The organism is Proteiniphilum sp. LBM24028 (genome assembly GCF_056629195.1).
The window spans coordinates 2,067,127-2,081,341 of the sequence record NZ_CM152817.1; the positions used below are offsets into that span (position 1 = coordinate 2,067,127).

The 14,215-nt window shown below is 47.7% G+C and carries 14 protein-coding genes and 1 pseudogene; 1 reads left to right on the forward strand and 14 read right to left on the reverse strand.

Annotated features, from left to right (window positions below):
- Positions 1-74: 74 nt before the first annotated feature.
- The 9 genes from nqrF to AC1HCU_RS08000 form a co-directional block, all read right to left on the reverse strand.
- On the reverse strand, positions 75-1,349 hold the full coding sequence (nqrF, locus tag AC1HCU_RS07960; RefSeq protein WP_480364984.1) for an NADH:ubiquinone reductase (Na(+)-transporting) subunit F: 1,275 nt from the start codon (positions 1,347-1,349) through the stop codon (positions 75-77).
- Between the two features lie 48 nt (positions 1,350-1,397).
- A complete protein-coding gene (gene nqrE / locus AC1HCU_RS07965) occupies positions 1,398-2,012 on the reverse strand; it encodes an NADH:ubiquinone reductase (Na(+)-transporting) subunit E (protein ID WP_480364986.1) in 615 nt (204 codons plus the stop codon).
- Positions 2,013-2,036: 24 nt separating this feature from the next.
- Positions 2,037-2,669 carry an NADH:ubiquinone reductase (Na(+)-transporting) subunit D gene (locus AC1HCU_RS07970; RefSeq protein ID WP_480364989.1) on the reverse strand — a complete coding sequence of 211 codons (633 nt, stop codon included), beginning with the start codon at positions 2,667-2,669 and terminating at the stop codon, positions 2,037-2,039.
- Between the two features lie 27 nt (positions 2,670-2,696).
- Complete coding sequence (gene nqrC / locus AC1HCU_RS07975; protein ID WP_480364990.1) at positions 2,697-3,407, reverse strand: NADH:ubiquinone reductase (Na(+)-transporting) subunit C; 711 nt, start codon at positions 3,405-3,407, stop codon at positions 2,697-2,699.
- Positions 3,408-3,419: 12 nt separating this feature from the next.
- A complete protein-coding gene (locus AC1HCU_RS07980; RefSeq protein ID WP_480364992.1) occupies positions 3,420-4,640 on the reverse strand; it encodes an NADH:ubiquinone reductase (Na(+)-transporting) subunit B in 1,221 nt (406 codons plus the stop codon).
- Between the two features lie 47 nt (positions 4,641-4,687).
- Positions 4,688-6,034 carry a Na(+)-translocating NADH-quinone reductase subunit A gene (locus AC1HCU_RS07985; RefSeq protein ID WP_480364994.1) on the reverse strand — a complete coding sequence of 449 codons (1,347 nt, stop codon included), beginning with the start codon at positions 6,032-6,034 and terminating at the stop codon, positions 4,688-4,690.
- Between the two features lie 208 nt (positions 6,035-6,242).
- Entirely contained in the window at positions 6,243-7,010 is a 768-nt protein-coding gene (locus tag AC1HCU_RS07990) for a zinc ribbon domain-containing protein (RefSeq protein ID WP_480364997.1), read from the reverse strand.
- 175 nt (positions 7,011-7,185) lie between these two features.
- A complete protein-coding gene (locus AC1HCU_RS07995) occupies positions 7,186-8,280 on the reverse strand; it encodes a Nif3-like dinuclear metal center hexameric protein (protein ID WP_480364999.1) in 1,095 nt (364 codons plus the stop codon).
- Positions 8,281-8,311: 31 nt separating this feature from the next.
- A complete protein-coding gene (locus tag AC1HCU_RS08000) occupies positions 8,312-9,082 on the reverse strand; it encodes a DUF5040 domain-containing protein (RefSeq protein WP_480365001.1) in 771 nt (256 codons plus the stop codon).
- Between the two features lie 267 nt (positions 9,083-9,349).
- Here AC1HCU_RS08000 and AC1HCU_RS08005 point away from each other — a divergent pair, with 267 nt between their 5' ends.
- A complete protein-coding gene (locus tag AC1HCU_RS08005) occupies positions 9,350-9,859 on the forward strand; it encodes a hypothetical protein (protein ID WP_480365004.1) in 510 nt (169 codons plus the stop codon).
- A 98-nt stretch (positions 9,860-9,957) separates the two neighbouring features.
- Here the strand turns inward: AC1HCU_RS08005 and AC1HCU_RS08010 are convergent, their stop codons facing one another.
- From AC1HCU_RS08010 to rpsK, 5 genes and pseudogenes are all read right to left on the reverse strand, one after another.
- Positions 9,958-11,199 carry an NAD(P)/FAD-dependent oxidoreductase gene (locus AC1HCU_RS08010; protein ID WP_480365006.1) on the reverse strand — a complete coding sequence of 414 codons (1,242 nt, stop codon included), beginning with the start codon at positions 11,197-11,199 and terminating at the stop codon, positions 9,958-9,960.
- A gap of 410 nt (positions 11,200-11,609) precedes the next feature.
- Positions 11,610-12,086 (reverse strand): annotated as a pseudogene (rplQ, locus tag AC1HCU_RS08015) (50S ribosomal protein L17); the annotation flags it as partial.
- An 8-nt stretch (positions 12,087-12,094) separates the two neighbouring features.
- Entirely contained in the window at positions 12,095-13,096 is a 1,002-nt protein-coding gene (locus AC1HCU_RS08020; RefSeq protein WP_480365009.1) for a DNA-directed RNA polymerase subunit alpha, read from the reverse strand.
- A 4-nt stretch (positions 13,097-13,100) separates the two neighbouring features.
- The gene (gene rpsD / locus AC1HCU_RS08025) at positions 13,101-13,709 is read right to left on the reverse strand and encodes a 30S ribosomal protein S4 (protein WP_480365011.1); all 609 of its coding nucleotides are present in this window, start codon (positions 13,707-13,709) and stop codon (positions 13,101-13,103) included.
- A gap of 112 nt (positions 13,710-13,821) precedes the next feature.
- A complete protein-coding gene (gene rpsK, locus AC1HCU_RS08030; RefSeq protein ID WP_480365013.1) occupies positions 13,822-14,211 on the reverse strand; it encodes a 30S ribosomal protein S11 in 390 nt (129 codons plus the stop codon).
- Positions 14,212-14,215: the final 4 nt, after the last annotated feature.

A 14,215-nucleotide genomic window follows, 5' to 3' on the forward strand; every position in this document is an offset into this window, starting at 1 on the left:
ACAGGGAGAACCGTTAAAATATTCTTGCCAAACGCTGTCTTCAACAACCTTCAACTACCGAAGCTGCCACCTATTTACCCGAAATCATCGAACATGATCATTTCCGGCGGCACGCCCAGGCTGTCGAGCATACGCTGTGCCGCATTGGCCATTGGGCCGGGGCCGCACATGTAGTATTCAATATCCTCGGGTGCTTCATGATCTTTCAGATAGGTATCATAAATCACCTGATGCACAAAACCCGGTGTATATTTCACGCCGGCGGCATCGGCAGCCGGATCGGGACGGTCGAGCGCCAGACGGAAGGTAAAATTGGGGAACTCCCGTTCCAGTTCATAGAAATCTTCCAGATAGAAAGCCTCCACCAATGCTCTTGCACCGTAAAAGTAGGTCATCTTCCGGTCGGTGGTCTTCAGTGTCTTGGTCATATGCATGATTTGTGAGCGCAGCGGTGCCATCCCGGCGCCTCCCCCTATCCAGAGCATCTCACGCTTGCTGTCGAGTACGGGATGGAAATCGCCGTAAGGACCTGACATCATTACCTTATCGCCGGGCTTCAGATTGAAGATATATGAAGAGACAATACCCGGATTCACATTCATCCATCCTCCCCTGGCCTTGTCAAACGGCGGTGTGGCCACACGCACGTTCAGGGTGATAATATTTCCTTCCGCGGGATAGTTGGCCATGGAGTAGGCACGCACGGTATCTTCCTCGTTCTTGCATACCAGGTCCCACATTTTAAATTTATCCCACTCCGACTTATAGGGTTCATCGATAATAAAATCTGAATAACGAATGGCATCAAACCGGGGCACCCTGATCTGACTATATGATCCGGGTTTAAAATCGATCTTTTCCCCTTCCGGAAGTTTTACCACAAACTCCTTGATAAAGGAAGCCACATTGCGGTTCGATATCACTTCACATTCCCACTCCTTGATGCCGAACACCTCGTCAGGAACAATGATGGTCATATTCTCCTTCACCTTCACCTGACAACTTAAACGCCAGTTGTTCAACTGTTCCTTCCGGCTGAAATGGCCCTTCTCGGTCGGTAATATCTCACCTCCACCTTCCACAACGCGGCAACGGCACTGGGCACAGGTTCCCCCGCCACCGCAGGCGGACGAAAGGTAGATGTCCTTAGACTGAAGCGTGTTCAGCAAGGTACTTCCCATGGGTACGCTCAGTTCTTTTTCATTGTTCACGGTGATTTTTACATTGCCAGACGGCATCAGCTTGGCCTTGGCGATAAGAATAATGACAACCAGGATAAGGATGATCAGCAGGAATACAATGACACTTGCCCATATTGTTAGTCCGGCCGCGCTCAATAATACACTCATACTTATGTATTTAATTTATTTGTATACGTTGTTAATGTCTGTGTGGGATTAAATATTGATTCCTGAAAAGCTCATAAATCCAATGGCCATCAAGGCTGTAATGATAAAGGTTATCCCTAACCCTTTCAAAGGTTTTGGCACATGGGAATATTCCAGTTTCTCCCGGATGGCAGCCATCCCCACGATGGCCAGCAACCAACCGATTCCCGATCCAAAGCTATATGCCGTGGCCAGACCGATATTGGCAAACTCACGCTGCTGCATAAACAGGGATCCTCCCAGAATGGCACAGTTCACGGCGATCAGCGGAAGGAAAATACCCAGCGATGCGTAGAGAGCCGGGCTGAACCGTTCAATCACCATCTCTACGAGCTGCACAAATGAAGCGATGACGGCAATAAAGATCAGCAGGCTGAAAACGCTCAGGTCCACCGTGGCATACTCTTCACCCAGCCACGCCAATGCACCCGCTTTGAGTACATAGTTTTCGAGTAAATAATTGATCGGCAGTGTAAGCATCAGCACGAAGGTAACGGCAATACCAAGGCCCAATGCTGTTTTCACGTTTTTTGATACAGCCAGGAAGGAACACATTCCCAGAAAGTATGCGAAGATCATGTTATCGACGAAAATCGATCGTACAATCAGACTAATTGCATCCATATATCTTTATAATTTTTTCGTTTATTAATTGGTTTCTTCCTGCAACTCTTTGTTTTTCGCCCGGTGGATCCAGATAATGCATGCCACCAGCAGAATGGCCATAGGAGCGAGCATCATAAGTCCGTTATCTTCGTATCCCGCATCATAGAGAGCCTGTGGAATTACCTTATGTCCCATGAGCGATCCAGATCCCAGGAGCTCACGGAAGAATCCTACCACCACGAGAATCCAGCCATAACCCAACCCGTTGCCTATCCCGTCGAGGAAGGAGGGCCAGGGACCATTGCCCAGGGCAAATGCCTCGAGACGGCCCATCAGAATACAATTGGTGACAATCAGTCCCACGAATACCGAGAGCTGCTTGTTTACATCATATGCATATGCTTTCAGCACCTCACTCACAATGGTTACCAGCGCTGCAGCAACTACAAGCTGCACAATAATCCGGATACGGTTAGGAATGGTTTTGCGTAACAGCGAGATGATCACATTGGCAAAAGCCACCACAATGGTCACCGAGATGGCCATCACCAGTGATGGTTCGAGTTTAGAGGTTACCGCCAGTGCAGAACAGATGCCCAGCACCTGTACAATGATGGGGTTATTTTTGTTCAGCGGGCCCAACAACACCGCTTTTGTTTTACTTGATAAAGCCATTTTCTTACTGTTTTATATTGTCTGTCCCTATTGGGCAGCCTGTAAGTTCATCAAAAAACTCTTATATTCACCCACACTCTGCAGCAGCATCTTGTCCACGCCCTGACTGGTGATGGTTCCCCCCGAGATGCCATCCACATAATCGCGGTTGGTAACCGATTTACCCGGTTTTACCACGGCAATGGAACGGAAGTCACCCTCTTTAAAGAGTTCCTTGCCGGTAAACTGATTCCGGAAGGCGGGTTCCACAATCTCTGCGCCCAATCCCGGTGTTTCACCAGCATGGCCAAACTCCGACCCGTAGATGGTACTACCATCGGCCTCCACGGCCAGGTAGCCCCAGATGGGTCCCCAAAGTCCCGCACCGCGCATGGGAAGGATGTATATCTCTGTACCTTCCACTTCTGCTTCATATATCGGCAAACCTTTCGCACCGTCACTACCCAGCTCCGTGGAGAAGGCAGGATCGTTCGGGGTAATCCCCTCGGTACCCTCCACCTTATTTCCCTGCTTGTCCAAAAGATAGGCATTCTTCACCAATACGTTGTACTGTTCTTCCGCTTCGGCCGCATCCGCATTGATATTGAGCGAACGCAATATTTGTTGCATCTTGTCGATATTCACATTGGTCGTTTGTTTCTCATTAAGCACCTGATGGGTAAATGCCAGCCCCAGTGCCACGAGAATCACCATTACCGAAGCATATATAATCGTGTATCCACTATTTTCTCTGTTCATAGCTATCCTCCTTTATTGTTGTCCTTTTTTCGCTACGGCTGCCCTTTTCATTCGTCGCTTGATGTTGCCATCAATCACATAGAAGTCAATGAGCGGTGCAAACGCATTCATAAACAGGATGGCAAGCATCATCCCTTCGGGATAGCCCGGATTGAACACCCGGATGGTAATTGCCAGCAACCCTATCAGGAAGCCATAAATCCATTTTCCTTTCTCCGTGCGGGCCGATGTCACAGGGTCGGTAGCCATAAAGACGGCACCGAATGCAAATCCTCCCAACAGAAAATGATACTGCATTGGCATCTCCATGATGGCATTTTGTGCAAACAGGTTCACCAACACCACAGCCACGGCTCCTCCAAGAAATACCGAGAGGATGGTTTTCCAGCTTCCCACACCGGTAGCAATCAGCAAGACTGCACCCAGCAGGATGGCAAAGGTAGACACCTCACCGATGGAGCCGGGAATAAATCCGAAGAACATGTCGCTGATACGCAGTGGCTCGCCGGTGATACCGAGGAAGGTAAACTCCCCAAAGCTGCCCGCTCCCGTAGTCGCTAACTGTCCCAGCGGCGTGGCGCCCGAGTAGGCGTCTATCACGGTCCCCTTGCCCATACCGAAGGTGTCGGCAGTACGTACCCATACCTGGTCGCCCGACATCTTCGAAGGATAGGAGAAAAACAGGAAGGCACGTGTAATCAACGCCACATTAAAAATATTATATCCTGTGCCACCAAATACCTCTTTGGCAAAAATCACGGCGAAGGCAGTGGCCACGGCAATCATCCACAAGGGGGTGTCCACCGGAACAATCATCGGTATAAGAATTCCTGTCACCAGAAACCCTTCGGCTACCTCTTCCTTTCTCACCTGGGCAATGGCAAACTCAATACCCAGTCCCACCACGTAAGACACCACGATGTGAGGCAATACTGCCAGGAAACCATAAATGAACTTCGTGACGATGGAAGCTTCCAGCCCTAAGGCCATATAATGGTGCAGCCCCACACTGTACATCCCCATCAGCAGGGCAGGTATCAGTGCAACGATGACGATGGTCATTGTGCGTTTCGAGTCACGGGCATCGTGAATATGCACTCCCGATCTCGATGTATTGTTGGGCACGAAAAGGAAAGTCTCAATTGCATCGAAGGTAGAATGCAGCCAATGCAGTTTACCGCCCTCCTCGAAATTCGGTTTTATCTTATCAAGATATTTTCTTAACGCTTTCAAAGTGCTATGTTTTAGTTGTTATTATTTGATTAATACCGTTTCCGGATTTATTCCATCTCCTTGCGAAGCAGGTCGAGCCCGACACGTACAATACGTTGCAACTCAAGCTTGGAAGTATCCACAAACTCGCAGAGCGCGAAATCCTCGGGTGCCACCTCGTAAATACCCAGCTGTTCCATCCTGTCAATGTTGAACGCGATGATGGCCTTGATAAGCTGCTCGGGATAAATATCCATGGGAAACACCTTGTCGTATTCGTTGGAAACGATGATGGCTCTCGGGCCACCCATCAGACGGGCATCAAGACGGAATTTCTTATGAAAGGACAGATAAGTGGCGCCGGCGCTGTAGCGTTTCGGTGAGAACGATGCCCAACCGAAAGCTTCGTGTATGTCATCCCCTTCGGGAATCACCGTCACCTGTGAATCGTAAGCGCGCAACTCGCCATTTTCGTCTATCTTGCGTCCTGTCAGCGGGTTGCCGCTGATATAACGCAATGAAACGCCTTCAGTCACGTTCTGCGCGAAGATATGTTTCAACTCCGTACCAATCACCATATTGTAATAGCCCGTCTCCTTCACTTCCGAGCCGGTAAGTGCCACCGTGCGGGTCAGGTCTGTGATTCCCTTGTTAAAGAGACGGCCAATGATGGCTACATCGGGAGCATTGAGCGTCCACACCGTTTCTCCCCGGTTCACTGGTTTAATGTGGTTGATTTGCACTCCCACATTTCCGGCAGGGTGCGGTCCGTTAAATTCGGTGATGACCACGTTCTTTGCTTCGCGCAAACCTTTAAGTGTGGTTTTGGTGCTGACAGACAGATACACCTTTCCTGTGGTGAGTTTTGCCAGAGCATCGAGTCCTGTCTGCAAATCTGCCTCCCTGTCATTCAACAAAAAGTCGGTTGAAGGAGCCAGCGGCGCCGTATCAAAACCGGTCACGAAAATATCTCGTGGCACTTTCACGGGTGATGCAACCACGTCGTAAGGACGTTGCTTGATCAGGAACCAGATACCTGCATCCAGAATCGACTTTTTCACCTCCTCCCCGGAGAGTGAGGCCACCTGTTTTACTCCGAAATCTTCATACTGACCAGCGTGGTCGGCCTTGACAACAATGCGGAGAATACGCCTTTTCTCTCCCCTGTCAATGGCAGTTACTATGCCGCTTACGGGCGAAGCAAAAAACATCTCGGGATGATTCTTCTCATAAAACAGCGGTGTTCCGGCCTTCACGGCATCATCTACCCTGACGGCTAACTTGGGAGTAATCCCATGAAAATCTTCGGGACAGATACGCACAAATTCACTCTTCACCGTGCCTCTGATCACCTCTTCTGCGGCACCAAGTAACGGAATTTGCAAGCCTTTCTTAATATTTATTCGATTAGCCATATAGTTATAATAAATTACCTTGCTTGTAATCTTTTTCTGAAACCTTTATAAATAAAAGATTTATTGTAATGCTGTGATGTGCATAGGATATGTTATTCCCATTAGGAACGCAAAGATACATCATTTGCCTCCAATAAAAACAATTATTTCATGAAAAATAAAGAAAAAAATCCGTAATGAAGAACGGTTTAACTATTCCGTTCTTATTTTATTTTTCCGTGACTCCTGCTGTCTCCGGGTCAATCATGATGCGGCCACAATACTCACAAACAATGATTTTCTTACCAAGCTTTATATCCATCTGTTTCTGGGGCGGAATCTTGTTGAAACATCCCCCACAGGCGCCACGCTGAATAGGCACAACACCCAGGCCGTTGCGTGCATTTTTGCGGATGCGTTTGAAGGCGGCCAGCAAACGCGGTTCAATGGTAGTCTCCGTCTTTTTTGCTTTCTCACGCAATTTTTCTTCCTGGGCCTTTGTCTCCGAGACAATGTCATCCAGTTCCTGCTTTTTCTGTTCCAGGTCGGCTGTTTTATCTTTCAGCATTTCACCGGCTGCATCAATTTGTTCCCTGATGGTAGCGGCCGTCTGTCCGAATTCGCGGATATGCTTCTCGGAAAGTTCTATTTCCAGCGTTTCAAACTCAATCTCCTTCGAGAGATGGTCATACTCCTTGCTGTTGCGCACATTGTCGAGCTGTTTGGTATACTTCTCAATTTTGGCTTTGCTGGTTTCAATCTTTCCTTTCTGGAGCTTGCTGTCCTCATCCAATTGCTTTAATTCCAGTTCAAAGTTGTTGATGCGCGTTCCCAGTCCGGCAATCTCATCGTCGAGGTCGGACACCTCCAGGGGTAATTCTCCGCGCAATGTTTTAATACGGTCAATCTCGGAGAGATACGACTGCAATTTATAGAGCGATTTCAGTTTATCCTCTACGGATACTTCTTTTTCACCAGGTTTCTTCTTTGTTGCCATAATGGTTTTGTTTTATTTAATAATATTTTCTTCCAATCAATGCATCCGGCGTCATGAATTTATATATGCAATCAACATCGCCATGCTAACAAAAAATGCAGTAATCAAACGACCGTATCATCGTTTCATTACCACATTTCTCTGCAACTGCGGGAACAAGTCGGACCGCTTTCCTTTACAGATATTTCACGGGATTCGAGTCGAACGCCGATTTATGCAATGCAAAGGTAGGAAATTTTTTCGAAAGAAGATCGAAAAAGATCTCTTTTGTGGAGATTTCCGATTCGTAATGACCTACCACTGCGAGCAGTATGCGTCCTTCCACATCATAAAAATCATTGTACTTTGCCTCTCCCGTCACAAAGGCATCGGCACCGTAGGTCACGGCCCGTGGAATAAGAAAAGCACCCGCACCACCGCATAACGCCACATCACGAATCTCCTTTCCCTGAATTTTGGAATGACGGATGGTGGGGAGGTTGAAAATATCCTTTAAAAGATAAAGAAACTCCTGCTCAGGCATGGGCTCAGGCAACACCCCCACCACTCCGCTACCGTTCTGTGGCCATTCATTGGCAATCGGGTACAGGTCATACACCGGCTCTTCATACGGATGTACAGCCAGCAGGGCTCTCAGCACCTCTTCCCGTTTCATCACCGGAATCACTGTCTCGATGCGCACTTCCGGCTCAAAATGCAACGCGTCTATTTCTCCCACATGCGGACTTGCCCCCTCACGTGCGCGGAAGGTACCCTCCCCCATCAGGTTGTAGCTGCAGCTGTCGTAGTTGCCTATGTGCCCCGCGCCAGCATTGAAAAGGGCATTGCGCACACTCTCGGCATACTGCACCGGGACCGTGGTCACAAACTTCAGCAGTGCGCCGCTTCGGGGCTGCAGGATCTTCACCTGTTGCAACTCGAGCATCTCTGCCAGCTTGTAGTTAACACCTCCCAATGCATTATCGAGATTGGTATGGGCCGCATAAATTACGATGTCGTGCCTGATGGCCATCATGATACAACGTTCCACATAAGTTTTCCCTGTGAGCGACTTAAAAGGACGGAAGGCAATGGGATGATGGGAGATGATGAGGTTACAACCCAGAGCAATGGCTTCCTCCACCACATTTTCGGTTACGTCTATGGCCAGCAGGACACCAGTGGCCTCTTTTCCCTGATCACCCACCTGCAGTCCGCTATTGTCAAAATCGTCCTGTAACGGCAGTGGGGCAAGCTGCTCAATGGCTTGAAGTATTTCTTTGATGCGCATGGTGGTACTGTTTACTTGCAATAGAAATAAGCTACCTTATCGGAAATATTTTCCGCATAGTATCGGCAAAGATGGCACCCATACGGCGTTGGATATATTTATCCTTTCCGTTTTCGGGATGCCAGCCAAAGGTTTCCCCGGCAATCTCCTGCTTGTCTCCCGTGAACAGGCGGCTCACCTGTTCTCCCGTGACGGGATGAACTGCATTTTTGGAAAACCCGATGTACTTGTCGAACTCCACCACAGGGAATCCCCATTTCTCTGCCAACTTGCGCACCGAGGTATTGTAGGTTACCCGTCCGTCGTGCCAGTCGGTACACAACACTACTACTGCCGGCTTACCCGCCCGTGTGTTGAAGTAGACTGAGGTGGAATCAAATTTCAGGTTATAGCACTCCGTAAGGTAGCGCTTTATCACGTAGTCAAATGCTGCGGCATAGTTGCTGCGGTCGAAGGGTACCTGATAGTCGGTATATTTTGGTTTCAGCTGCCCCTCGTCAAACACATCCCTGTCATGCACCTGCATGATCACCAGGGCATCAATATCTTCCAGTTCTTTCCGGCTGTATAGCTTTTCTTCCGCCATCCGGTTGGCAGTATTGGCGATCGCCTCTCCACCGATGGCACGGTTGATGGGTGTTGCCCCGGTAAGTTCACACCCTGCCTCAAACCATCCGTTGTTGGGTGAGGCAAATGAGGCACCGGTAAGCAGAAAGGTATAATTATTTTTATTGTTCTCCTGTGCTATCAGCGCGGCCGAGAAAATCATCAGCACCATCCATAGTGTGTTCAGTCGTTTCATTGTATATGTATTTCTGTAATTACTGGTTCCAATGCAAATGTACATAAAAGCTTAAAGCTTTCAAATACTATACGTTCTAAACTATTTTTCTTAATTCAATTTTTCAAGTGACCATAACGGTTTAGAGAATAGGCGATAAAAACTAAAAAACATTAAATCATTTTGCTGCCATCGAATTTAAAATTATTTTTGTTTTTTTAATACGAGTCCACAGTACGAAGGATACGAACAATAGTTCACAGTGTAAAACAATAAATTTAACAAGTCATGAAGTCAAAGATTATTTTATTGGCAGCAGTAATTTCCTTTTCCTCTTTATCATTTGGGCAGATTTATAAAGGCAATTGGATTGTTTCGGGGAATTCAACACTTCAAGTTTCTTCATCAAAAATTGAAGGTGCAAATTCATCGTCTACAACAGTTGTCTTCAGCCCTTCTATTGGATATTTTGTAGCAGATGGATTGTCTGTAGGAATATCTGGAAGTGTATTAAACTCTGAAGGTTCCACGGTATACGCTATTATGCCATCGGCTTCCTACTATTTTCAAACCCAGGGTAATATAAAACCCTTTGTAGAGATTGGCGTCGGATATGGCGGGATTAGTAACGATGGAGAATCCGCAGGCGGTTTAGCTCTCGGGGCAGGAACGGGAATCATGTATCTCATCAATCAAAACATCGGATTAAACCTTGGGCTACAGTACCTTAGAGGGGATTATGATGGCATAGTGAATAACACATTCGGCGGGGCCATCGGGTTTTCTATCTTCTTCTAAAAAAATTTCTTGAATTTATTTCAGGGAGGTTTGTTACGACCTCCCTTTTTTAGTAACCTGCGTTACAATAAAAACAAAACGAATTTCCAGGTACAACTTCAGTCCGTATCTTTCAATATAAGCCGCAGCGAGTTGTTTTTGGTAAAGTAGTTCCAGGCCCAGTTGATAAAGATCACCAGCTTGTTGCGCACACTCAGGATAAGCATCAGGTGGAGGAACATCCATACAAACCAGGCAAAACGGCCCTTGAATTTCACAAACGGCAGGTCCACTACCGCCTTGTTGCGCCCCACAGTAGCCATGGTACCCAGATTGTGGTACTCATACTCTTTCAGATCACTGCGGCCGGCTTCAATCCGATGCAGGTTGCGTGCCAGGTTCTTCCCCTGCCCGATGGCCACATTAGCCAGCTGGGGATGCCCCTTGGGATATTTTCCGGTCTCCATGTAGGCCACATCGCCAATGGCAAACACACCGGCAAGACCCTCCACCCGGTTGTAACGATCCACCCTGATCCGCCCATTCCGCAGGAGCGATGCCTCGGGAAGGCCGCCAATGGCATTACCCTGCACGCCGGCCGACCAGATCACGCTCTTGCTGCGGATGGTTTCTCCGTTATTCAGGGTAAGTACCTCCCCGTCGTAATGTTGTACCAGCGTGTTGGTCTTCACGATCACATCCATGGAACGAAGATATGCCTCTGAATATTTTTGAGCGAAGGGACTCATAGACGCCAGCGTATGCGGTCCACCCTCCAGCAGGTAAACATTTACCTTAGAATAGTCGATGTTGGGATAATCTTTGGGCAACACCTCCTGCTTCATCTCGGCGAAGGCCCCCGCCAGCTCCACGCCGGTGGCACCGCCACCCACAATCACAATGTTATTCAATGCACCCTTATCTTCCGTATAGAGTATCTTCTCAAAGTTCATCAGGGTGGAATTTCGCACATTCATCGCCTGGTAGGTCGATTTCAGCCCCATGGCTCTCTCTTCGATTTCCTTGTTGCCGTAGAAGTTTGTCCGTGTGCCGGTGGCAATCACGAGGTAGTCGTATGCAAAGGGGCCAATACTGGTTTCCACCACTTTTTCCATACTGTTCACCGATAGCACGTGTGCCAGCCGGATACGCACATCCCTTCTGTTTTGAAATATCTTACGTATTGGAAACGAGATGGTGGCCGGCTCAATCTGGGATGCCGCCACCTGATAAAACAACGGAGGAAACTGATGGTGATTGATCTTGTCGATCACCATGATGTCGAACTGCCCCTTTTTCAAATGATTCACCAGTTGCAGGCCCCCAAACCCACAACCAATAACCACAATCTTTTTTTTCATAACCTTCAGCTTTATGGAATAGATTAAACAATGCGGGAAGTGAAAAGTTGAAAAAAAGACGAAAAAAAGCGCTACGAATCACTCGCGGCGCTTTCTTAATGTTTAACATTTTAAAAATCACAGCTTCACTGCAGATACATCATCGACTGAGGTGTTAGGTCTCCGTCGTAATGACAATGCACCCACAGTGTTTATCGCAAAGAAGATCAAGCCTTTTCTTCCGGAGCAGCATCGGCCTCCGGAGCGGCACTTTCTTCTTTATTTTCTACTGTTTCGGGTTGCACATCCCCGGTCGACTGTACATTTTCCACTTCGGTCTTCACCTCTTCGGTAGTCTGTACGTCTTCCACCGTTTCAGGCTCCTTTACTGCCTTGGCTTTTGCTGCCTTCGGCTCTTTTGTTTCCTTAGGCTCTTTCTTTGCCTTGGGAGCAGCGGCCGTAGCGGTTTCGCTGGCAGCATCACTGGTCGATTTTCTGCGCGAACGGCGTGTTTTGGCTTTCTTGGCGCCACCGTCGGTCAACATATTCTCGTTGAAGTCTACCAGTTCTATGAAGCACATGGCTGCATTGTCACCCAGTCGGAATCCTGTTTTTATGATGCGGGTATACCCTCCGGGGCGGTCACCCACCTTCTGCGAAACTGTCTGAAACAGCTCGGTCACAGCCTCCTTACTCTGCAACTGGCTGAACACCTCTCTTCTCGAGTTGGTGCTGTCCTCCTTGCTTCTGGTAATGATGGGTTCCACGAATTTTCTCAATTCCCTGGCTTTGGGAACCGTGGTAAAGATGCGCTTGTGCATGATAAGCGAAGTAGCCATATTGGATAACATCGCCCCCCGATGCGCCGCTTTGCGCCCTAAATGATTGAATTTCTTATTATGTCTCATTGTAGTCCTTAGTCTTTATCTAATTTGTATTTCGATATATCCATGCCAAATTGCAGCTTCAGGCCGTCGAGCAGTTCTTCCAGCTCGGTCAGCGATTTTTTTCCGAAGTTGCGGAACTTGAGCAAATCGTTCTTGTTGTGCGATACCAATTGTCCCAGTGTCTCCACGTCGGCAGCCTTCAAACAGTTGAGTGCCCTTACGGAGAGGTTGAGATCAGACAATTTGCGCTTGAGCAGCTGACGCATATGCAATACCTCTTCATCGAACTCCTCAATGTTTTCCGCATCGGAGGTTTCCAGCATGATTTTGTTGTCGTCAGAAAACAACACAAAGTGCTGAATCAGTATCTTGGATGCTTCCTTCAGCGCCTCTTTGGGATGAATGGATCCATCGGTGGAAATCTCAATAATTAGTTTTTCGTAGTCCGTTTTCTGTTCAATACGGTAATCTTCTATTTCGTATTTTACGTTGCGGATCGGTGTGAAAATCGAGTCTATGGCAATGGTCTGTACATCGTCGGTAGCCAGCATCTCCCGATTCTCATCGGCAGACACGTAACCTCTTCCCTTGTTGATGGTCAGCTCCAAACGCAGATCGGCCTTCTTGTTCATGCGGCATATCTCCAGCTCGGGATTCAGCACTTCGAAACCGGTCAGTAATTTACCAATATCTCCGGCTTTAAACACTTCCGTTCCCGAAATAGCGATGATCACTTTTTCTGTTTCAAACTCTTCTACTATCCTTTTAAATCTTACTTTCTTCAGATTCAGAATAATACCTGTTACATCTTCAATTACACCGGGAATGGTTGCAAATTCATGCTCCACCCCATCTATCTTAACCGATGTAATAGCGAATCCTTCCAGAGAGGAAAGCAGGATACGTCGCAAGGCATTGCCTATAGTAATACCGTATCCGGGCTCCAACGGGCGGAATTCGAATTTACCGGAGAAGACGTTCTCCTGTAACATGATTACCTTATCGGGTTTTTGGAATGCTAATATTGCCATGAAATTATTGTTTAGAATATAATTCTACGATGAGTTGTTCTTTGATGCTTTCGGGGATATCTGCTCTTTCGGGCACGTGAAGCATTTTACCGCTCAAAGTACCTTTATCCCACTCCAGCCAGGGATATTTGCTGTGATTGAAACCTGCAAGGGCGTTTACAACAACCTCCATCGATTTTGATTTTTCTCTTACGCCCACCACGTCACCTGCTTTCACAGTATAGGAGGGGATGTTCAGCACCTGGCCGTTCACCACGATATGGCGGTGTGTAACCAGCTGGCGTGCAGCCGCCCTCGTGGGAGCAATACCCAGGCGGAATACGATGTTATCGAGACGCGACTCGAGCAGTTGAAGCAGTACCTCACCGGTAATACCGCGGCTGCTGGCAGCTCTGTTGAACGTCAGACGGAACTGTTTTTCAAGTACGCCATACGTATATTTGGCACGTTGTTTCTCACGCAACTGTATGCCGTACTCCGACGTTTTGCGTCTGCGGGAGTTACCGTGTTGTCCCGGGGGATAGTTCTTCTTGGTGAGAACCTTATCGGGACCGAAAATGGGTTCGCCAAATTTGCGGGCGATTTTTGATTTTGGACCAATATATCTTGCCATCTTTACAATTAAACTTTACTGAAGCCTAAACTGTGCAGCCGCGATTACAGAGAAGTTGTGTTGTAATCAATCACAGCTCAAGTTTCAAGATAAATGAAACTTAAATAATTAATTAAACTTTTCTCTGTTTCGGAGGACGGCATCCGTTGTGTGGCAATGGTGTCACGTCCACGATTTCGGTTACTTCAATTCCTGCACCATGAATGGTCCTGATAGCCGACTCACGTCCGTTGCCCGGCCCTTTCACATAAGCTTTCACCTTGCGTAACCCTAAATCATAGGCTGTTTTTGCACAATCCTGCGCTACCATCTGGGCAGCATAGGGTGTATTCTTCTTGGAGCTTCTGAAACCCATCTTACCGGCTGAAGACCAACTGATCACTTCCCCATTTTCATTGGTCAACGAAACAATGATGTTGTTGAACGACGACGAGATGTGAGCCTGGCCTGCGGCGCTTACCTTTACATTTCTCTTTTTTGCTGCAACTGTTCTTTTTGCCATGTTA